We start from the raw sequence: 19467 nt of genomic DNA, 5'->3' as shown, positions 1-19467 counted from the left end.
CGCGACCCTCGGGTGGGTGTCCTGGCACAACACGCAACGCCTCCACGGCTACCTCGGCGACGTCCCACCCGCCGAGTTCGAGGACACGTTCTATGCTGTCGAAGCCGGCCGCGAACAGCTGGTCGGAATCAAATAGCGCGAGTCTCCATCAGACCCAGGGCGCTTCACGTGTCATCGCACTCTCCTGGTCGCCGTGCTCGCCCAAACCGACGTTGCATCATCGAGGCCATTGTCGGCACTTTCAGAAACTCTTGTGCGTTTCACGTCGCTGAGTCGGTAGCACCCAACTGTGCAGCAACATGGGCGGCGAAGGTCGGGTCATCGTGGATGCGGGCGACGACGTCGTCGGCGATCTTGTTTACATCAAGAGGCCCGTCTGGGCCGTCATACTCCACCGACTCCGCGGGCCACTGGAAATCGACCCGCGGGGTGTAAGCGCTCTCTCCGTCGTCGCCGTAGGCGGTGAGGACATGATCAAAGACAAGCCGCACCTTCGAGGAGAAGATGTCAAGCGTGTAGGGTGTCTCAGGCAACTCTTGGTCCAGAACTCGTCGGATCGTGCTGTCGACGTCATTCATCACGTCGACCTTACGTCGCCAGTCTTGGACTAGTTTGTCGTGGAGATTTTCCAGCAGCTTCTTCGCGCTGGTCTTCACTGTGTAGCGCTCGTCGTCGGTGAGCACAGGATCAGGCTGGGTCAGCAGGTCGAAGATCGCTAGCTCTTCCTCAGTCATCCCCTCACGAGCCGACCGTTCCTCCTCCTCGGTCAGGTTCTGCGACAAGTCGATCAAGCGCCGCAGGTACTCGTCGATGTTCACGCTGCCGGAGTTGTAGTCGTCGATCAGCTGCTCGATCCGCTCGACGAGTTCGTACCGGGTGGGATTACGGGTCGCCGAGGCGATGGCCTGCTGGCGGAGCAGTTGCGCCAGCCGGTCTGTCTCGGCTCGCTTACGACCAGCGAACTTGGTCGCAAGGCCCTCGAAGTCGATCAAAGACAGATCGATCAGCGGGTCTGGCTTGGTGCCTTCGGCAGCGGCGCGAATGACGTACTCCTCGGCACCCACTGACCGGTCGAGCAAGGCGTCCACCGCATCCGCCACCGTCCCGAGGTCGGCCTCGGGTGGCCTCGTGACCTCCGCGATGCGTTCGGCGAGAACACGTATTGCTGCCACGTTGCGCTGCTGGCCTGCTGCGCTCGGATCTGGCAGGAGGGCCTTGAAGAGTTTTCGGACCTGCCGTGCCTTCTGTTGGAAGTCGTTGCGGGTCTCTTCATCCACCAGCAGCGCCTCGACTGCAGCGTCGCGTTTGGCGATATGGTCGAACCCCTCCGCGTCCCTCATCGCCGCAAGATCGACTCCGACACTGGAGCAGAAGGTGAACAAGTCGGTCACGGCTGCCTCCAGCTCACCCGCGAGTGCGTCGATGATCTCGATGGGCGAGTCGCCGGCGTTCGCGGCACCGTAGATCGCCAGGGCCTTCTCCAGGTTTCGGAAAACGCCGACGTAGTCAACAATCAGACCGTTGTCCTTCTCCGGGAAGACACGGTTCGCACGGGCGATCGTCTGCATCAACGTGTGGTTACGCATCGGGCGATCGAGATAGATCGTCGAGACACTCGGCGCGTCAAAGCCAGTCATCCACATCGCGCAGACAAACACCAGTCGCAGCGGGTCCTCGGCGTCCTTGAACTTCTCCGCCAAGTCCTCGCGATTCATCCGCTCACGGTGCGGTCGGATATCCAGCCCGAGTTCGTCGAGCATCTTCAACTCGTTCTGACTCTGCGAGACGACCACCGCCATGTCGGTGGTCTCCATGAGCTCGATCCGCGAGGCGAGCCATGGCCGCTCGAGCTCCGGTAGTTCGTCGTGCTCGGCTTTCAATGCCGCCAAGTGCTCCCCCCAGGCATCCTGGACGAGGTTATACATGCGGACGGCAGCAGCCTTGTCGAGCCCGACGTACATTGCTTTGCCGCTGAACCCACGCCCTACGAAGTGTGCGACAAGGTCCTTGGCAAGTGTCTTCAATCGCTCCGGGCGGGTAAGCAACGTGTACTGCGTGCCGAAGTCGCGGGCTAGCTGGCCTTCTGCGTCCTCGTCGAGCTCAGCATCCTCGAGGATGGCTTCAAGCTCGTCGGAGAAGTTTTCATTGGTGAGCTGAAGTTCGGGAATGCGGTTCTCGTAATAGAGCGGGACCGTCGCGCCATCTTCAATGGCATCACGGAAGTTATAGACGCTGACGTAGTCACCGAACTGCTCGCGCGTGGCCTGCTCTTCACCTTCGATCAGCGGTGTGCCGGTGAAGCCCATCATCGAGGCGTTCGGTAGCGCAGTGCGCATGTTCAGTGCGAGAGTGTCGTACTGGCTTCGGTGCGCCTCGTCGGTGATGACGATGACATCCGAACGGGTTGAGAGAACCGGCATCTGCCGCTCCCCCAACGCCTTCGACGGCTGGAACTTGTGGATCAACGTGAACACGTACCGGTGGTCAGCCGCCAGCAGCTCACGCAGGTGCGCCACGGAGTCCGCGTGCACCCTGGCCTCGGGCGAGATCGCCCCGGCGTCGGCGAACTCCCCGTGGAGCTGAGTGTCGAGCTCGGTGCGGTCGGTGACCATGACAAACGTCCACCTGCCCGGCACCCGTCGCAGCACCTTCTGGCTGAACCACAGCATCGACAGCGACTTGCCCGAGCCCTGGGTATGCCAGAAGACTCCCAGGCGCTTGTCCTGCTCAGCACGCGCCCGGTGCAGGTTCTCGATCGCGGCGTTGACTCCGAGGAACTGGTGGGATCGCGCGAGAACCTTGATCAGGCCACCGGGCCGCTCCATGTACGCGACGAAGTTCTCTAGTAGGTCTAGCAGAACGGACGGGTCGCAGGTACCTCGAAGCGCAGTCTCCAGGGCGACCGCACCGCGGGTACCGTGGGCGTCGATGACCTTCCAATCGTTGAAGAACTCCCACGGCGCGTAAGTTGACCCGACCTTCGCCTGGCTTCCATTGGACAGCAACACGAAGCAGTTAGGGATGAATAGCTGCGGGATGGTGTCGCGGTAGTCGGTCAAGTTGTTGTCGTAGGCCGCCTTGACCGACTCGTTGGGCTCCTTGAACTCCATCAGCACTAGCGGTACCCCGTTGACGAACAGCGCCAGATCCAGCCGCCGGCTGTGCAGGTTGCCCTTGACCCACATCTGCTGCACCGCCAGCAAGTCATTGTTCGATGAATCCTTGAAGTCGAGGAACCGTAAGGTCTCAATCTGCTTCGTGCCCTGGTCGTCAGTCCACTCCGCCAGATAGCCGTCACGCAGCAGGTCATGGACTTCCCGATTGGCGCGGACCCGGTCCATGGCTGTGCGGTCCTTCGTCAGCACCTCGATCGCCTCGTTGATAGCGATATCGGGCACGTATTCAGAGTTGATCTTGCGCATAGCAAGCCGCAGCCGGTGAACGAGCACGACATCACGTTGGGAGTCGCGCCCCAGGCTGCCCTCGGGTCCCAAGATCTCCTGGAAGGCGTCGACTGGAGTCCAGCCGAGCTCCGCCAGAAGCTCGATGCTCGGCTTCTCGACGTACCAGTACTCCGGGCCCGTGGGAGTCATTGCGCCACCGCGCTCTCTTCGGTTGAGCCCGTCGAAATCACCGCATCAAGATCGAGCGACGACACGTCGATCTGGCCAGTTACCAACTTCGGCAGTAGGAGATCTCGGAGCGCGGCGAGACGGGAGCACTCATTGCGCAGCCTCCAGCTCAGATCGTGCATTGGAGACACCTTGTCGGCAAACGCCGCGTCGACGGCGACATCGGGGACGACAATCGGAGCTTCCTCAAAGTCCTTCGCTCGAACCGCGGGATACGCCGACCCGGTTGCACGCCCGACGAGCCAGTCTGAGAACGCTGTCGCCGATGATGTCTCGAAGAGGAAATCCGGCGAGACCGTCGACGGGGTCAGCACCGCCAACCCAGTCGATGCGATCCAGTCGCTATCGGGGGCAACGAGCAGAGCGTGCGCTCTACGGTTGGGCCGCACGGTTGCCCATACAGTGTCGCCAGGGCTCACAACTCGACGAGCCCTGCCGGGTGCACTCGAGCCGCCAATAGCCTCCAGCTCGCCGATGTGGCGCTCCGAGAGAGCCGAGATATCGAGGTATCGGAATACCTCGTCACCACCTGGTTTACGAGAAGAGCCATTAACTGTGGCGATGGCGGAAAGGGGTTGGACCTCCCATCCATCGGGTATCAGACCGAGGGCGGAGTCGACCATGGGCACATCCTCGTGGCCGGGGTAACGGAACTTCACGAACCACTCACGGTAGATGGACCGGGCCATCTCTTCCAGGATCTCAACCCGACGTCGGTTGTTCTCGATCAGGTCGTCGAAAACATCAAGGGCCGCAGCGACCCGCTCCTGAACGTCGCGATCGGGAAGGTAGACGTCGAAGTGTTTCAAGAAGGGCTTCCACTTGAAGTTAGTTATACCCGTGGACTGCACCTGGTACGCGTCCAGCTTCCCGTCGGCGTAGGCCGCCTGAAGAACGCGAAAGACAAAACCAGGATCTGCGATAGCCGGATCAACGCGAATGAGCTTACAGAAACTCGCACACATGACATCGTTATCAAAGCTCGAGAGCAGTCGCTCCGTGATCTGAAGCGCGCGTCCCACGGGCTGACCCTTGCTACCCCCTGAAACCTCGAAGACGATGTCGCCAGGCCGCAAGACTCGTGAGGCCAGATTTGATGCCTTGTGAAATCGGCGCGGTACAGTCGACACGTCGCCCACTGCAACTCGGGGAATATCAGTCCCTCGTATGACATACCCGATTGACGACGAGTCTGGTTTGACCACGTCCGTTCCCCAGCCACCTCCAATGTTGTAGCTCACAAGCTCATGAAATGGAGTGCTCATACGTCGAGAACCCCTTGAAGGGCCACGTCGACCTTGGATCGCAGCACGTCGGCCTCGTCACTTAGCGCAGTGAATTCCTCGTACAACGCAGCGAGATCGCCCATGAAATCGACATCGCTCTCGTCGACGGCAGCAGTGCCGGTATAGCGGCCCGGGTTGAGGCTCCAACCTTGAGCTTCGATCTCAGCTCGAGTGGCGACCTTGCACAGGCCGCCGACATCAACGTACTTGCCATCAGGAAAGTTCTCCTTGAGTAGGACATCGCTGCCATCCACGGACTCAACGTCCTCGCCGCGGTAGAGCCGCACGATGTTGGCCAGGAACTCAATCTGCTCGGGCGTGAAGTCACGGTGGGCGCGATCGATCTGATGGAAGATGTGCCGGGCGTCGATGAACAACACCGTGTCCTCGCGCGGCGTCCCGACCTTGGCCTTGTCGAGGAACCACAGCGTCACCGGCAAGGTGACTGTGTAGAAGAAGTTGGGGCTGATGCCTACAATCACGTCGACGGTTCCCGACTCGACCAGCTGCTTGCGGATCTCCTTCTCGGAGTGGCCAGCATCACCGGCCGAGTTGGCCATGACGAAGCCCGCACGGCCCTTGGGTGACAGCGCAGCATAGAACTGTTGGATCCACAGGAAGTTGCCGTTATCGGCCCTGGGAAGCCCAAACGGGAAGCGCTTGTCACCAGCGAGCTGATCCTTCTTGATTTTGTCGACGTTGAAGGGAGGGTTGGCCATCACGTAGTCGAAGGCGCCGACCGCGCCATGCGGGTCATCGTAGTAGCTGTTAGCCTGGCGAATATCCCCGGAGAGCCCATGCAGCGCAAGGTTCATCTTGGCCAGCGGGACGGTGTCCTCGGTCTTCTCCGTCCCGAAGACAGAGAGCTGGCGGCTGGCCGATTCGTGATGCCGCTCGACGAATTTGGCGCACTGGACGAACATGCCGCCCGACCCACACGCGGGGTCGAAGACTCGTCCTTGGAACGGCTGGAGGATCTCGACGATGAGTCGGACGATGGAGTATGGCGTGAAGTACTCGCCACCGCCCTTGCCCTCCTGCGCGGCGAAGTTGGAGAGAAAGTCCTCATAGATGAAGCCGAAGGCATCGCCCTCGAGCTGGGCGGGCAGCGGCGCGAAGAGTCGAAGCAACTCGATCAGTGTCGAACGCTCAAGCTTCTGGTAGCCGCGGGGCAGGATGTCCTTGAGCTCAGGGTTGGCCTCCTCGATAGCCTTGATCGCCTCGTCGGTGGCTTTCCCGATATCGGCACCTTCGGGCAGGTCGACAAGGTGGGAGAGGCGAGCCTCATCGGGGACGTACAGCACCGATTTCGCCTTGTAGTCCGCGGCCGTCGCAGGGTTACGTGTGCTGGACTTGGCTTCGACCTCCCCCCGCACGGTCTCGAAACGGTTCTCGGCGTACGCGAGGAACACCAGTCCGAGGACCGGGTCGCGGTATTGGACGGGTGTCAGCTTGGAGTTCGCGCGCAGCTCGTCCGCGGCGCTCCACAGCGTCGAGCGAACCTTGGCGAGATCAGTTGTCTTCATTTCTTGCTCCCAGACGGAATCCCTGTACGGAACTCCACCACGTCCCCGTCGCGCATGACGTACTCCTTGCCCTCCATGCGCACCTTGCCGGCGGCCTTGGCGTCGTTCATGGACCCGGCGGCGATCAGGTCGTCGAAGCTCACGATCTCCGCCTTGATGAAGCCGCGCTGGAAGTCGGTGTGGATCACGCCGGCGGCCTCGGGCGCCGTCGCGCCGACGGGGATGGTCCACGCGCGCGTCTCCTTCGGCCCCGCCGTCAGATACGTCTGCAGGCCGAGCGTTGAGAAGCCGACGCGAGCCAGCTGGTCCAGCCCGGACTCGTCCTGGCCGTTCATCTCCAGCATCTCGCGGGCCTCGTCCTCGGAGAGCTCCACGAGGTCGGACTCCAGCTTGGCGTCCAGGAACACGGCCTGAGCGGGAGCCACCAGGTCGCGCAGCTCCTGCTGCCTGGCCTCGTCCCCCAGCACGCCGTCGTCCGAGTTGAACACGTAGATGAACGGCTTGGCGGTGAGCAGGCTCAGCTCCCGCAGCCGGTCCATGTCCAGCTTGTCCTTGTCCTTCGCCGCGAAGATCGTCTCGCCCCGCTCCAGCACCGCGAGCGCGGCCTTGAGCGCCTCGAGGTCGGCGGGCTCCTTCTTCTTGCCCTTGACCTCCTTCTCGACGCGCGGGATCGCCTTCTCCACGGTCTGCATGTCCGCGATGATCAGCTCGGTGTTGATGGTCTCCATGTCCGAGGCCGGGTCCACCTTGCCGTCCACGTGGACGACGTCGCCGTCGTCGAACGCGCGCACCACCTGGGCGATCGCGTGGGCCTCGCGGATGTTCGCCAGGAACTGGTTGCCCAGGCCCTCCCCCTCGGAGGCGCCCTTCACGATGCCGGCGATGTCCACGAAGGACACCGTGGCCGGCAGGATGCGCTCGGAGCTGAAGATCTCGGCCAGCTGGGGCAGCCGCTCGTCCGGCAGGTTCACCACGCCCACGTTCGGCTCGATCGTCGCGAACGGGTAGTTCGCCGCGAGCACGGTCTGGCGCGTCAGCGCGTTGAACAGGGTCGACTTGCCCACGTTGGGCAGTCCCACGAATCCGATAGTCAAAGCCACAGTCCGGCAGTCTACCGGCGGCTCCGTCTCCCATCGGCATGGCAACGGGGCCGCTCCCCGAAGGGAACGGCCCCGTCCACGTGGCCGCGCGGCACGACGCCGTCGTGTCGCCTCGCGCGGGCGGTTCACCGCCGCCGGTGCGTCACTCGCCGGAGGTCTCCTGCTCCCACGCACCGGGCTCGTTCTCCACGGTCTCCCCGGAGATCTGGGTGGCGGCACCGGAGTGCTTCACGTCGATCTTGCGCGGCTTGGCCTGCTCGGCCACCGGAATGGTCAGCGTCAGCACGCCGTCGGCGTAGTCCGCCTCCACCTTGTCCAGGGCGAGGCCGCGGCCCAGGGTCAGCTGGCGGGCGAAGGCGCCGGCGGAACGCTCGCGGGTCAGCCACTGGCGACCCTCGCCGTCGGACTTCTCCTTGCGCTCGGCGCGGATGGTGAGCGTGCGCTCCTCCACGTCCACGTCGATCGAGCTCGGGTCCACGCCCGGCAGCTCCACCTCGGCGACGAACCGGTCGCCCTCCCGGTAGAGGTTCATGGGCATCGAGCCCTGGCCGGCCACGCGCGCGATGCCGTTCATGAAGCGGTCCATCTCACGGAAGGGATCAACAGTACGAGCCATCATTCACTCCTCGTCAGTGTGGTGCGGCCGCTCCCGGTGAGCGGCGTCCGCCCGGTGCAACGCTCGTCCCCCCGCGGGTATTCCGCGAACCTGAGTCACTTTCGCTCAAGTCCTCACGCCGCACCCACGCTCTACCCTGACGGCGTACCCGCCCCGCCGCCGGAGAGGTCCCTCCCATGCTCAGCGTCCTGCGCCAGCCCACCTACGCGCGGCTGTTCGGCGCGCAGGTCATCGCGCTGCTCGGAACCGGCCTGCTCACCGTGGCGCTGGGCCTGCTCGCCTACGACATCGCGGGCGCGGACGCCGGCGTCGTGATGGGCACCGTCATGGCCGTCAAGATGATCGCGTATGTGCTCATCTCCCCTGTCACCACGGCGCTCGTCGCCCGCCTGCCTGCGCGCCCCGTCCTGATCGGCGCGGACCTGGTGCGGGCCGCCGTCGCGCTCTCCCTGCCGTTCGTCACCGAGGCGTGGCAGACGTACGCGCTGGTGTTCCTGCTGCAGTCCGCCTCGGCCACGTTCACCCCCACGTTCCAGGCCGTGATCCCCACCGTGCTCCCCGAGGAGCGGGAGTACACCCGCGCGCTCTCCCTCTCCCGCCTCGCCTACGACGTCGAGTCCCTCGTCAGCCCCCTGCTCGCCGCCGCCCTCCTGACAGCGATGAGCTACCACAGCCTCTTCGTGGGCACCGTGGTCGGCTTCCTCGCCTCAGCGGCGCTCGTGGCCTCAGCCCGCTTCCCCGCGGTGCAGGCCCCCGCCCCCGCGCCCTTCCTGGACCGGCTCACCCGGGGCACGCGCCTCTTCCTGGCCTCCCCCGAGCTGCGGGGGCTGCTCGGCCTCAACCTCGTGGTCGCCACGACGACGGCCATGGTCATCGTCAACACCGTCGTCCTCGTGCAGGCCGAGCTGGGCCGGCCGCAGGAGGACGTCGCGCTGCTGCTGACCGCGCACGGCGTCGGCTCCATGCTCGTGGCCCTGACCTTGCCGTCCTGGCTCGACCGTGTTCCCGACCGCCGTGTCATGCTCGCCGGCGCCGCTGTCCTGCCCCTGCTCTTGCTGGCCGGCGTCGGTGCGCTCGTGGGGATGGAGGGCACGGCACGGTGGGCCGCGCTGCTCACGGTCTGGGCCCTGCTGGGCGCGGCCACCTCGGCCGTGCTCACCCCGTCCGCCCGACTGCTGCGCCGAGGCAGCACGGAGCAGGACCGCCCCGCCGTCTTCGCCGCGCAGTTCTCCCTCTCCCACGCGTGCTTCCTGCTGACCTATCCGCTCGCGGGGATCCTCGGCGCGTCCCTCGGCCTGCCCGCGGTGGGCCTGGTGCTGGTCGGGATCGGTGCGCTCGGACTGGCGTTCGCGGCGGCCTCCTGGCGCGGGCTCGCTCCGCGCCGCCCCGCTCCCGCGCACCCATGACATCCGTCATGCCCACCTCCTGGCGGCGGCGACGACGCACGGGCAGGTGGCCGTCGTCGCGCGGGACCGCGGCGGGCTCTAGGGGCGGACCACGGCGAGCGCCGTGCGGAAGGCCTGCTCCGCCTTCTCGCCGTACGGCACGAAGATCACCTCGCGCACGGTGTGTCCCACCTCCTCCGCCATGGCGTCGGAGGTCTCGACGGCGATGCGCGCGGCGTCGTCCATGGGCCAGCCGTAGACGCCCGCGGAGATGGCGGGGAACGCCACCGTCCGCGCGCCGAGCTGCTGCGCCACCCGAAGCGACTCGCGGTAGCAGGAGGCGAGGATGTCAGACTTGTCCTTGGTCTTGGCCCACACCGGACCCACCGTGTGGATGACCCAGCGTGCGGGCAGGCGCCCCGCCGTCGTCGCCACGGCCTGCCCGGCGGGCAGGCCGTCCGGCAGCGTGGTCTCCCGCAACGCCCGGCACTCGGCGAGGATCTCCGGGCCGCCCCGGCGGTGGATGGCGCCGTCCACGCCGCCCCCGCCGAGGAGGCGGGAGTTGGCCGCGTTCACGACGGCGTCGGCTGCGGTGGCGGTGATGTCCCCGGGGGCGATGACCAGCTTCATGCGTGCCACCGTAGGGGCCTGGGCGAGCCCCGGACAGGGCCGGTAGCCTCGGGCCGGTGAGCTCCGCCGATCAGAACCCCGCCGACCAGTCCCCCGCTGCCGCCCAGCCCACCCCGCCGTCCGCGGCGATGCTTCCCCTCATCACGCTGGGCGTGGAGCACGTCTTCGACACGCTCTCCTCGCAGCCCGTCTTCCACCCCACCATCCTGGCCGTGACGGCCGAGGGGATGCAGGGGATGTGGACCCACCCGGACCTCACGCCTGAGGGGGCGGCGCAGGCCGTGGCCGAGCTCGTGCCGCGCCCCGAGCGCGCCGTCGCCGTGTTCGACGGCGAGGTGGAGACGCCGGACGGGCCGCGGCCCGCCGTCGCCGTCGAGGCGTTCGAGGCGGGGTCGCTGACCTCGGTGCGCGTGATCGTCCGCTACCTTCCCGGCGTGCCCGCGGCGGGTCTGGACGCGCAGGTCGAGGGCGATCCGGAGGTGGCCGCCAACGGCCCGAACCCCCTGTTCGGCGCGTTCTGAGGGCCCTGCCGCAGGGATCTGGGGCCGCCGCGCCGCGTGGCGGCCTTACCGTGTCCGCTCCAGCTGGGACAGTGGTCCGCATGGAAAACCTGAGTCTCCTGCTGGCCCTGCTGCTCGGCCTCGTCCTGGGCGCACTGCTGGGCGCATGGCTCGTGTGGCGCCGTCTGAGCGGCGGCACCGGCGAGGCGGCGCACGTGCGGCGAGAGCTGGACGCGCTGCGCACCGAGCACCAGAGCGCACGCGAGGAGCTGGCCGCCGTGCGCGCGGAGAACCGCGCCGTCACCGCCCAGCGCAGTGAGGACGCGGAACGCGCCCAGGCCGAGTCCCGCGTGCTGAGCACCCTCGCCCCGCTCGGCCAGCAGCTGGCCTCCCTGCAGAAGCAGGTGAGCGTGCTCGAGCGGGACCGCGTGGAGCAGTTCGGCCAGCTCGGCGAGCAGCTGCGCGTGGCCGCCGCCACGGACCGGGACCTGCTCAACCAGACCACCTCGCTCATGGCCACGCTGAAGTCCACCTCGGCACGCGGGCACTGGGGAGAGGCGCAGCTGCGCCGCGTGGTGGAGGCGGCGGGCATGCTGCACCACGTGGACTTCTCCGAGCAGACCACCATCGTCGGCACCGAGGGCGAGCGGCTGCGGCCGGACCTCGTGGTGTCCCTGCCCGGAGGCAAGTCCCTGGCCGTGGACGCCAAGGCCCCGCTCGGGGACGCGCTCGCCGCCGAGGCCCTCGCGGACGAGCCGGGAGAGGAGGCCGCCGAGCGTCGCCGGGCACTGGCCGCACAGCACGCCGCCGCCGTGCGCCGGCACGTGGACCAGCTGGCCGCGAAGTCGTACTGGTCCGGTCTCAGCCACTCACCCGAGCTCGTGCTGTGCTTCCTGCCGGCCGAGTCCTTGCTCGCCGCGGCCCTGGACGCGGACGGCGGCCTGCTGGACCACGCCTTCTCCAAGAACGTGGCGCTCGTGGCGCCGGTGTCCCTGCTGACCGCGCTGAAGTCCGTGGCGTACGCGTGGCGACAGGATCGGCTCGCAGAGAACGCCCAGTTCATCGTCACGAGCGCACGCGAGCTCTACGACCGGCTCGGCACCCTCGGCTCCCACCTGGACCGCATGGGCGGGTCGCTGAAGACCACGGTGGACCGGTACAACCAGCTCGTCGGCACGGTCGAGTCCCGGGTCCTCCCCTCGGCGCGCAAGCTGCGCGAGGCCGACCCGGGGCTGCCGCCCACCGCAGGCATCCGCACGCTCGAGTCGGCGCCCCGGGTGCTCTCCGCCCCGGAGCTGGTGGAAGGGCTGGGCATGGAGAGGCTCAGCGAAGACGACGGATTCGGCGGCCGCCGCGCCGGGTGAGGCGTCGGAGCGTGCCGGGCAGACCCCTCAGCCCGTGGGCGATCGGCGCCGCGTCAGTGCCCCGTCGCCGGCCCCGCCGCCAGCAGCGCTCGCAGGGCAGTCAGGCCCCGGGTGGTGAGCTGGTCGAGCGTGCCGTCGTTGGCCAGCACCACGCCCTCCTCGTCCGGACCGAGCGGCTCCAGGGTGGCGATCTGCATGTCCAGCAGGGCGGTCGGCATGAAGTGGCCGCGACGGCCGCGCATCCGCAGCAGCCACGGGTGCCGGTCCGCGTCCTTCAGCGGCGTCCCGGCGGCCATGAGGGCCTTCGCCTCCGGTGAATGCAGGTCGTCGGCCTCCCCGAACGGGGCCCCCAGGCGCTGCGCGAGCCGCGTCGCCAGGGCCGTCTTCCCCGAGCCGGAGACGCCCATGACCACCACGGCCGTCCCGGCGAGCGGTTCAGGCATCCCCACGGCGATGCCCGCCGAGGGAGCGGGACTCGTCCCCGGCCTTCTTCAGCTCGGCACGCAGCTCCTTGGGCAGGGAGAAGATGATGTCCTCCTCGGCCGTGACCACCTCGTCCACCTGCACGTAGCCGTAGTCCGCGAGGAGCGCGAGCACGTCCTGCACGAGCACCTCGGGCACGGACGCGCCGGAGGACAGCCCCACCGTCGCCACTCCCTCGAACCACGCCTCGTCGATCTGGCTGGCGAAGTCCACGCGCTCGGCGCGCGAAGCGCCGTACTCGAAGGCGACCTCCTTCAGGCGCACCGAGTTCGAGGAGTTGGCCGATCCCACGATGATGACCAGGTCGCACTCCGGGGAGATCAGCTTGATCGCCGCCTGCCGGTTGGACGTGGCGTAGCAGATGTCGTCCGAGGGCGGGTCCTGCAGGTTCGGGAAGCGCTCGCGCAGCACCGCGACGATCTCGAGGGCCTCGTCCACGGAGAGCGTGGTCTGCGAGAGCCAGATGAGGCTGTCCGGGTCGTCCACCTGGACGGTGCGGGCCTCCGCGACGTCGTTGATCACCGTGGTGTGCTCGGGGGCCTCGCCGAACGTGCCCTCGACCTCTTCGTGGCCCTCGTGGCCGATCAGCAGGATGTGCTTGTCCTGCTTCGCGAAGCGCACCGCCTCGCGGTGCACCTTCGTGACCAGCGGGCACGTGGCGTCGATGGTCTCCAGGTTCCGCTCGGCGGCCTCGGCCACCACGGCCGGGGAGACGCCGTGCGCGGAGAACACGGTGAGGGCGCCGTCCGGCACCTGGTCCAGCTCGTCCACGAACACCACGCCGCGCTCGGTCAGGGTGTCCACCACGTGGCGGTTGTGCACGATCTCCTTGCGCACGTACACGGGGGCGCCGTGGTGCTCGAGGGCCTTCTCCACGGCGACGACGGCGCGGTCCACGCCGGCGCAGTAGCCGCGCGGGGCGGCGAGCAGGACGCGCTTGTCGCCCGTGACGGGCGCGGCGGCCTCCACCTCCTCGCGGGAACGGCGGGTGCGGGGCACCTGCGGCATGCCGAGGCCGACGGCGGACGGGCGGGTGGCGGCAGCGGTGACGGACATGCCCCCCATGGTATCGGCCCGTGGCCCGGCCCCTCCGGGTGGGCGGGGCGTCCGCTCAGCGCGAAGGCGGCGACGCCGTCCGGACCGCGCCCCGCGGCCGCTCAGGGCCGTCCTGGCTCACCGGCGGGGGCGACCTCGCGTGAGGGCCAGCTCGAGGAGGAACACCACCACGCCGACCCCGAGCGTGATCCAGGCCGCCGTCGTGAGGGTCGCCGCGTAGGGGGTCAGGGCCGTGTCGATCGCCGGGCGCAGGGCACGCTGGGCCTCCACCGCGAGGTGGGCGACGCCGTCGGCGACGCCGTCGGGCGCCACCACGGAGAACGCGTCGGAGCGGGTCGCGTTGCCCAGCAGCATCCCGCCGACGAGCATCACGGCGCCCGCGAGCGCGATCGAGGGGCCCCGCCACCGCGGCCGGGCCAGCACGAGGGCCGCGAGGAGCAGCAGCCCCGCCGCCACCGCGGCCCACCTCCAGTGCGCGGAGGCGGCGGCCCACCACGCGACGGTGGAGCGGTCCACGTCCTTCAGGGAGTCGACCGTGACGGTCATGGTGAGGTCCGTGCTGTCCCTCAGCTCGGCGGCGCGGTCGTACATGGGGGCGATCACGGTGTCCGCGGCCCAGTCCCCGAAGTCCGTGCCCGTCACGGCCTCGAGGATCCCCTGGCCGGGCACGTCGAGCTCGTTGCGGCGCAGGCGCGTCTCGATGTCGCCGAGCGCCGCCGCGACGCCGGACTGCGCCACCGGGCCGAAGGGGACGGTGAAGTCCCCTCCGGGCACGAAGCCCTCGGTCCCCCGGGCGTCCTTGAGGTCCAGCAGCCATGCGCGCCGCGCCTCGTCCGCGGTGTCGGACCAGCCCTGCACCACGCTGGGATCCTGCGCCACGTTCTGCGCCACGGGCCGGATCAGGTCCTCCACGGCCTGCGTGAGCGGGTCCGGGACCTCCTCCGGCACCAGGTCCTCCACCGCCCCGGTGACGGCGCCGGGGATCGCGGCGCGCACCTGCTCGTCCGAGGCCACCTGCTCGGCGACGCCCCGGACCAGCTCGGGCCGGTGGGCAGCCTCGTCCACGAGCGCACCGGCGGTGGCGAGCACGGCGGACAGTCCGGCGAGGAGGGCCAGGAGGAGGGCGAGGAGCGAGCGCATGGGCGGGACCTTCCGGTGCGGGCGAGGACGACCGACGGCGGCGTGCGGCGGCACGGACGGGCCGGGCATTACTGTGTCCGAGGGTACTGACACACTCGGGACGTGTCCCCGGCGGGCCCGCCCGCCCGAGGCGTCCGCCGCCGTCGTCCCGCCGCGCCGGCACCCCAGCGGCCCGAGACAGGAGATCCCGTGGAACCCCAGCGCACCGAGACCGACCCCGCCCTGACCGCAGCGTCCGGCGCGCCCGGCCCGGTGGACGTGCCCGCGCTCGCCTCGGAGACCTCCGCCGAGCGGCCCTGGCCGCTGCGCCGTCTCTCGGAGAACCTGAAGATCCACATCGAGCGGGCCCCGGCCACGTGGATCGAGGGCCAGCTGATCGAGTACAAGAACAACCGCGGCAACGTGTACATGACCATGCGGGACCTCGAGGAGGAGTACTCCCTGCCGGTCACCGCGTGGCGCACGGTGGCCATGGGGTTCGAGGGCACGGTGCAGCAGGGCTCGCGCGTCGTCGCCCGGGTGAAGCCGAGCTTCTGGACGAAGGGCGGCCGGCTCTCCATGGTGGTGCAGGAGATGCGCCCGGTCGGCCTGGGAGACCTGCTGGCCCGCGTGGAGCTGCTGCGCCGCCGCCTGGGCGAGGAGGGGCTGCTGGACGCCTCCCGCAAGCGGCCCCTCCCCCTGCTGCCCGGCGTCATCGGGCTCATCACCGGCCGGGACTCGGACGCGAAGAAGGACGTGCTGCGCAACACCCAGCTGCGCTGGCCCGCCGCGCGGTTCGAGGTCCGCGAGGTGGCGGTCCAGGGCCCGGAGGCGCCCCGCCAGGTGGCGGCGGCCCTGGCGGAGCTGGACGCCCGTCCGGACGTGGACGTCGTCGTGATCGCCCGCGGCGGCGGCGCCCTCGAGGAGGTCATCCTGCCGTTCTCGGACGAGGCCCTCGTGCGCGCCGTCGCGGCGGCCCGCACCCCGGTGGTCTCCGCGATCGGCCATGAGGCGGACCGCCCGGTGCTGGACGACGTCGCAGACCTGCGCGCCTCCACGCCCACGGACGCCGCGAAGCGGATCGTGCCGGACGCGGCCGTGGAGTCGGCCGGCGTGGCGGACGCACGGCACCGGCTGGCCGCCGCCGTCGAGCGCCGCGTGGTGCGGGAGGGCGAGGGCCTGGCGCAGCTGCGCTCCCGTCCCGTCCTCGCCGATCCCAGGGTGATGGTGGACCGGCGCGAGGAGGACCTGCACACGTGGCGGGAGCGCGCCCGGCGCTCCACCGGGCACCGCCTCACGCTGGAGCGGGACGCCGTGGCGCACCTGGTGGCCCGGGTGCGCTCCCTCTCCCCGCAGCAGACCCTGGACCGCGGGTACGCCGTGGTCCAGCACGCCGGCCACCTGGTGCGCGACGCCGCACAGGTGGCCCCCGGAGACACCCTCGACGTCCTCGTGGCCGCCGGCCGCATGGCCGCCGAGGTCACGCACACCACACCGGCGGCGCCTGCCGCAGGCCCCGCCCCCACCCCCCAGGAGCAGTCATGACGGAGCAGAGCAGCACCCCCCACGCCGCCCCGGTGGAGGGCTTCGCCGGAGCGGACACCTCGGACGTGGCCGCCATGAGCTACGAGCGCGCCCGCGCCGAGCTCGTGGAGACCGTGTCCCGGCTCGAGGCCGGCGGCGCCGGGCTCGAGGAGTCCCTCGCCCTCTGGGAGCGCGGCGAGGCCCTGGCCGCGCGCTGCCAGGCCTGGCTCGACGGCGCCCGCGCGCGGCTCGACCAGGTGCGCGGCACCGCGGACGCCGCCCAGGACTGAGCCGGCCACGGACGACGGCGCCCCGCACCGGGAGGGTGCGGGGCGCCGTCGGTGTGCTCAGCGGGGCGGGCTCAGACGGACTGGCCCTCGTGCCTGCCCTCGGCGAGCTCCTCGACGAGCTTGGCGTTGAAGGCGTCCAGGTCGCCCGGGTTGCGGGAGGTGGTCAGGCCGGAGTCGACCACGACCTCCTTGTCCACCCACGTGGCGCCGGCGTTCTTCAGGTCCGTCTTGAGGGAGGCGTAGCTGGTCAGCTCGCGGCCCTCGACGACGCCGGCGTCGATCAGCGTCCAGGGCGCGTGGCAGATGGCGGCCACGGGCTTGTGCTGGGCGAAGAAGTCGCGCACGAACGCCAGCACGTCCTCGTCGCCGCGCAGGGCGTCGGCGTTCAGGGTGCCGCCGGGCATGACGAGGCCGGCGAAGTCCTCGGCCTTGGCCTCGGAGACGTGGAGGTCCACGGGGAAGGAATCGCCGTGCTCCCAGTCCTGCTTCATCGCGGTGACCGTCTCCTTCTCGAGCGAGACGAGGCTGGGGGTGCCGCCTGCGGCCAGCACTGCCTCCCACGGGGAGGTGAGCTCGACCTGCTCGACGCCCTTGGTGGCGAGGAAGGCGACCTTCTTGCCGGTGAGCGGCGCCGTGGTCTCGGTCTGCTGGGTGGTGTCCGTCATGGTCTGCATCCCTTCGTTCTGCGGTGGCGCGCCGTCGGAATGGCGCCTGATCCACCATAGGCACGCTCCCCGGGGGTGGTGGCAAGGGGCGCCGCCCCGCGGGCGGGGATCAGCCGAACGCGGGCGGTGTCAGCCTGCGGCGAGGCGGCGGCGCTGCTCCTCGACGTCGAAGTCGGCCTCGGGCCAGGTCAGCTCGAGGCCCTGGAGCGTCTCGATGAGCAGCTCCTGCACCGCGAGGCGGGCGTACCACTTGCGGTCCGCTGGCACCACGAACCACGGGGCCGTCTCGGTGTCCGTCCGCTCCATCGCGATGCGGTAGGCGTCCATGTAGGCGTCCCAGTGCGCGCGCTCGTCGACGTCCCCGGGGTTGAACTTCCAGTGCTTCTCGGGCTCGTCCAGGCGCGCCTCGAGCCGCTCGCGCTGCTCCTCCTTCGAGATGTGCAGCATCACCTTGACGATCCGCGTGCCGCCGGCCGTGATCTCCTCCTCGAACGCGCGGATGAGCCCGTAGCGCTCCTCCACCGTGGCCAGGGGCGAGAGTCCGCGGACGCGGTGGACCAGCACGTCCTCGTAGTGGGAGCGGTCGAAGACCGCGAGGAAGCCCGGCTCGGGCAGGTGCGGGCGGATGCGCCACAGGAAGTCGTGCGCGCGCTCCTCCTGCGTGGGCGCCTTGAAGGCCGCGACGTCCACGCCCTGCGGGTCCATCGCGCCCACCACGTGCCGCATGATGCCGCCCTTGCCCGCGGTGTCCATGGCCTGCACCACGAGCAGCACGGACGGCGCCGGCCCCGCAGCGTCCGCGCGCGTGGACTGCGCGAAGAGGAGCTCCTGGAGCCGGGTCAGCTCCTCGGAGCGGGTGGCCAGCGCCGCCTTGCCGTCCGCCTTGTCCCCGTGGAATCCGGGCGTGGCGTGGGGGTCGACGTCGGCCAGGGGCGGCACCGCCCCGTCCGCGGCGCGGGCGCGCAGGGCACGCCGCAGCGGCTCGGCGAAGGGGCTCAGGATGGTGTGATCAGGCATGGCTCTCCCTCCACTCCTCGAGGAAGTCCTCCAGGCGGTCCAGGGCCACCTCCAGGTCCTCCACGCTCGGGAGCGTGACGAGCCGGAAGTGGTCGGTGTGCGGGTAGTTGAAGGCGCCGCCGTGGGAGACGAGGATCTTCTTCGCCCGCAGCAGCTCGATGACGAACCTCTCGTCGTCGTCGATCCGGTAGACCTCCGGGTCCAGGCGCGGGAACAGGTAGAGCGCGCCGTGCGCGGGCTGCACCGAGACGCCGGGGATCTCGTTGAGCCGCTTCTGCGCGAGGTTGCGCTGCTCCAGCAGGCGGCCGCCGGGCAGCACGAGGTCGTTGATGGACTGGTAGCCGCCGAGCGCCACCTGGATGGCGTGCTGCGCCGGCACGTTGGCGCACATGCGCATGTTCGCCAGGAGCGTCAGGCCCTCGAGGAAGTCGCGGGCGCGGTGCTTGGGCCCGGAGACGGCCACCCAGCCGGAGCGGAACCCGGCCACGCGGTACGCCTTGGACAGGCCGGAGAAGGTGAGGGTGAGGACGTCGTCGGAGAGGCCGGCCGCGTTGATGTGGCGGGCGCCGTCATAGGTGATCTTCTCGTAGATCTCGTCCGCCATGAGCACGAGGTGGTGGCGGCGGGCCACGTCGATCAGCCCGTTCAGCACGGCGCGGGAGTAGACCGCGCCCGTCGGGTTGTTGGGGTTGATGACCACGATGCCCTTGGTGCGCTCCGTGATGAGCGACTCGATGTGCTCCAGGTCCGGCTCCCAGCCCTGCTCCTCGATGCAGCGGTAGTGCACCGCGCGGCCGCCGGCCAGGGTCGTCGCCCCCGTCCACAGCGGGTAGTCGGGCGAAGGGATGAGGATCTCGTCGCCGTCGTCCACGAGGGCCTGGAGGACCATGGAGATCATCTCGGACACGCCGTTGCCGATGTAGACGTCCTCGACGCCGATGTCCCGGATGCCGCGGGACTCGTAGTACTGGGACACCGCGGTGCGCGCCGAGTAGACGCCCTTGGAGTCGGAGTAGCCCTGCGCGTGCGGCAGGTGCTGGTACATGCCCTGCAGGATCGTGTCCGGGGCCTCGAAGCCGAACGGCGCCGGATTGCCGATGTTCAGCTTCATGATCCGGTGCCCGGCGGCCTCCATGCGCTGCGCCTCCTCCAGGATGGGGCCGCGCACGTCGTAGCGGACGTTGAGCAGCTTGGAGGACTGACGGATCTGTCGCGGGTCGCTGGAGGAAGCCATGCGCTCCATGATGGCACTCGGCCGACCAGGCCGGAACACC

At 69.1% G+C, this 19467-nt stretch carries 17 protein-coding genes and 1 pseudogene; 6 read left to right on the top strand and 12 right to left on the bottom strand.

Annotated elements, in window-relative coordinates; genetic code table 11:
• A pseudogene (locus tag KZX60_RS10885) lies at window positions 1–136 on the top strand (IS3 family transposase); the annotation flags it as partial.
• A 124-nt stretch (window positions 137–260) separates the two neighbouring features.
• Here the strand turns inward: KZX60_RS10885 and KZX60_RS10880 are convergent.
• The 5 genes from KZX60_RS10880 to KZX60_RS10860 all read right to left on the bottom strand — a co-directional run bounded on the left by KZX60_RS10880 (window position 261) and on the right by KZX60_RS10860 (window position 8160).
• Window positions 261–3593, bottom strand: coding sequence for a type I restriction endonuclease subunit R (locus tag KZX60_RS10880; protein WP_248118329.1), 3333 nt, complete (start codon window positions 3591–3593; stop codon window positions 261–263).
• The gene (locus KZX60_RS10875; RefSeq protein WP_248118328.1) at window positions 3590–4654 is read right to left on the bottom strand and encodes a restriction endonuclease subunit S; all 1065 of its coding nucleotides are present in this window, start codon (window positions 4652–4654) and stop codon (window positions 3590–3592) included. Before KZX60_RS10875 ends, KZX60_RS10880 begins: the two co-directional genes overlap by 4 nt.
• A gap of 239 nt (window positions 4655–4893) precedes the next feature.
• Window positions 4894–6444, bottom strand: a complete 1551-nt coding sequence (locus KZX60_RS10870; protein ID WP_248118326.1) for a class I SAM-dependent DNA methyltransferase — start codon at window positions 6442–6444, stop codon at window positions 4894–4896.
• Window positions 6441–7544, bottom strand: coding sequence for a redox-regulated ATPase YchF (ychF, locus tag KZX60_RS10865; RefSeq protein WP_248118324.1), 1104 nt, complete (start codon window positions 7542–7544; stop codon window positions 6441–6443). The genes KZX60_RS10870 and ychF overlap by 4 nt, the downstream gene beginning before the upstream one ends.
• A 142-nt stretch (window positions 7545–7686) precedes the next feature.
• Window positions 7687–8160: an Hsp20/alpha crystallin family protein gene (locus tag KZX60_RS10860; RefSeq protein ID WP_248118314.1), complete on the bottom strand. Its 474-nt coding sequence runs from the start codon at window positions 8158–8160 to the stop codon at window positions 7687–7689.
• Window positions 8161–8336: 176 nt separating this feature from the next.
• Between KZX60_RS10860 and KZX60_RS10855 the strand changes: the two genes are divergently transcribed.
• Entirely contained in the window at window positions 8337–9566 is a 1230-nt protein-coding gene (locus tag KZX60_RS10855) for an MFS transporter (protein ID WP_282442819.1), read from the top strand.
• 78 nt (window positions 9567–9644) lie between these two features.
• Here the strand turns inward: KZX60_RS10855 and KZX60_RS10850 are convergent, their stop codons facing one another.
• A complete protein-coding gene (locus KZX60_RS10850) occupies window positions 9645–10175 on the bottom strand; it encodes an O-acetyl-ADP-ribose deacetylase (protein WP_248118312.1) in 531 nt (176 codons plus the stop codon).
• A 56-nt stretch (window positions 10176–10231) separates the two neighbouring features.
• Here KZX60_RS10850 and KZX60_RS10845 point away from each other — a divergent pair, with 56 nt between their 5' ends.
• Both KZX60_RS10845 and rmuC read left to right on the top strand, forming a co-directional pair.
• Complete coding sequence (locus KZX60_RS10845; protein WP_248118310.1) at window positions 10232–10696, top strand: hypothetical protein; 465 nt, start codon at window positions 10232–10234, stop codon at window positions 10694–10696.
• An 80-nt stretch (window positions 10697–10776) separates the two neighbouring features.
• Window positions 10777–12039, top strand: coding sequence for a DNA recombination protein RmuC (rmuC, locus tag KZX60_RS10840; RefSeq protein ID WP_248118308.1), 1263 nt, complete (start codon window positions 10777–10779; stop codon window positions 12037–12039).
• 53 nt (window positions 12040–12092) lie between these two features.
• Here the strand turns inward: rmuC and KZX60_RS10835 are convergent, their stop codons facing one another.
• From KZX60_RS10835 to KZX60_RS10825, 3 genes are all read right to left on the bottom strand, one after another.
• Entirely contained in the window at window positions 12093–12482 is a 390-nt protein-coding gene (locus KZX60_RS10835) for a hypothetical protein (protein ID WP_248118307.1), read from the bottom strand.
• The gene (locus KZX60_RS10830) at window positions 12475–13578 is read right to left on the bottom strand and encodes a 4-hydroxy-3-methylbut-2-enyl diphosphate reductase (RefSeq protein ID WP_248118305.1); all 1104 of its coding nucleotides are present in this window, start codon (window positions 13576–13578) and stop codon (window positions 12475–12477) included. The genes KZX60_RS10835 and KZX60_RS10830 overlap by 8 nt, the downstream gene beginning before the upstream one ends.
• A gap of 117 nt (window positions 13579–13695) precedes the next feature.
• A complete protein-coding gene (locus KZX60_RS10825) occupies window positions 13696–14787 on the bottom strand; it encodes a hypothetical protein (protein ID WP_248118303.1) in 1092 nt (363 codons plus the stop codon).
• A gap of 153 nt (window positions 14788–14940) precedes the next feature.
• On the opposite strand from KZX60_RS10825, the gene xseA reads away from it, so the two are divergent.
• Complete coding sequence (xseA, locus tag KZX60_RS10820; protein ID WP_248118335.1) at window positions 14941–16242, top strand: exodeoxyribonuclease VII large subunit; 1302 nt, start codon at window positions 14941–14943, stop codon at window positions 16240–16242.
• Window positions 16239–16511 carry an exodeoxyribonuclease VII small subunit gene (locus KZX60_RS10815; RefSeq protein ID WP_248118301.1) on the top strand — a complete coding sequence of 91 codons (273 nt, stop codon included), beginning with the start codon at window positions 16239–16241 and terminating at the stop codon, window positions 16509–16511. Before xseA ends, KZX60_RS10815 begins: the two co-directional genes overlap by 4 nt.
• Before the next feature lie 71 nt (window positions 16512–16582).
• Here KZX60_RS10815 and KZX60_RS10810 read toward each other — a convergent pair whose 3' ends face one another.
• From KZX60_RS10810 to KZX60_RS10800, 3 genes are all read right to left on the bottom strand, one after another.
• Window positions 16583–17176 carry a type 1 glutamine amidotransferase domain-containing protein gene (locus tag KZX60_RS10810; RefSeq protein ID WP_248118299.1) on the bottom strand — a complete coding sequence of 198 codons (594 nt, stop codon included), beginning with the start codon at window positions 17174–17176 and terminating at the stop codon, window positions 16583–16585.
• A 129-nt stretch (window positions 17177–17305) separates the two neighbouring features.
• A complete protein-coding gene (locus KZX60_RS10805) occupies window positions 17306–18193 on the bottom strand; it encodes a PPK2 family polyphosphate kinase (RefSeq protein WP_248118297.1) in 888 nt (295 codons plus the stop codon).
• Window positions 18186–19427 carry a pyridoxal phosphate-dependent aminotransferase gene (locus KZX60_RS10800; protein WP_248118295.1) on the bottom strand — a complete coding sequence of 414 codons (1242 nt, stop codon included), beginning with the start codon at window positions 19425–19427 and terminating at the stop codon, window positions 18186–18188. Before KZX60_RS10800 ends, KZX60_RS10805 begins: the two co-directional genes overlap by 8 nt.
• Window positions 19428–19467 lie beyond the last annotated feature (40 nt).

This window comes from Micrococcus sp. EYE_212 (genome assembly GCF_023147585.1).
GTDB lineage: Bacteria > Actinomycetota > Actinomycetes > Actinomycetales > Micrococcaceae > Micrococcus.
The sequence above is the reverse complement of the archived record's forward strand: the minus strand, read 5'-3'. Positions and strand labels throughout refer to the sequence as shown.

Excerpts from the sequence above, each read along its gene's own strand:
- KZX60_RS10825 (WP_248118303.1), bottom strand. The coding sequence starts at position 14,787 with ATGCCCGGCCCGTCCGTGCCGCCGCACGCCGCCGTCGGTCGTCCTCGC.
- KZX60_RS10855 (WP_282442819.1), top strand. The coding sequence starts at position 8,337 with ATGCTCAGCGTCCTGCGCCAGCCCACCTACGCGCGGCTGTTCGGCGCG.
- rmuC (WP_248118308.1), top strand. The coding sequence starts at position 10,777 with ATGGAAAACCTGAGTCTCCTGCTGGCCCTGCTGCTCGGCCTCGTCCTG.
- KZX60_RS10835 (WP_248118307.1), bottom strand. The coding sequence starts at position 12,482 with ATGCCTGAACCGCTCGCCGGGACGGCCGTGGTGGTCATGGGCGTCTCC.
- KZX60_RS10810 (WP_248118299.1), bottom strand. The coding sequence starts at position 17,176 with ATGACGGACACCACCCAGCAGACCGAGACCACGGCGCCGCTCACCGGC.
- KZX60_RS10850 (WP_248118312.1), bottom strand. The coding sequence starts at position 10,175 with ATGAAGCTGGTCATCGCCCCCGGGGACATCACCGCCACCGCAGCCGAC.
- KZX60_RS10800 (WP_248118295.1), bottom strand. The coding sequence starts at position 19,427 with ATGGCTTCCTCCAGCGACCCGCGACAGATCCGTCAGTCCTCCAAGCTG.
- KZX60_RS10830 (WP_248118305.1), bottom strand. The coding sequence starts at position 13,578 with ATGTCCGTCACCGCTGCCGCCACCCGCCCGTCCGCCGTCGGCCTCGGC.
- KZX60_RS10805 (WP_248118297.1), bottom strand. The coding sequence starts at position 18,193 with ATGCCTGATCACACCATCCTGAGCCCCTTCGCCGAGCCGCTGCGGCGT.
- KZX60_RS10870 (WP_248118326.1), bottom strand. The coding sequence starts at position 6,444 with ATGAAGACAACTGATCTCGCCAAGGTTCGCTCGACGCTGTGGAGCGCC.
- KZX60_RS10880 (WP_248118329.1), bottom strand. The coding sequence starts at position 3,593 with ATGACTCCCACGGGCCCGGAGTACTGGTACGTCGAGAAGCCGAGCATC.
- KZX60_RS10860 (WP_248118314.1), bottom strand. The coding sequence starts at position 8,160 with ATGGCTCGTACTGTTGATCCCTTCCGTGAGATGGACCGCTTCATGAAC.
- KZX60_RS10815 (WP_248118301.1), top strand. The coding sequence starts at position 16,239 with ATGACGGAGCAGAGCAGCACCCCCCACGCCGCCCCGGTGGAGGGCTTC.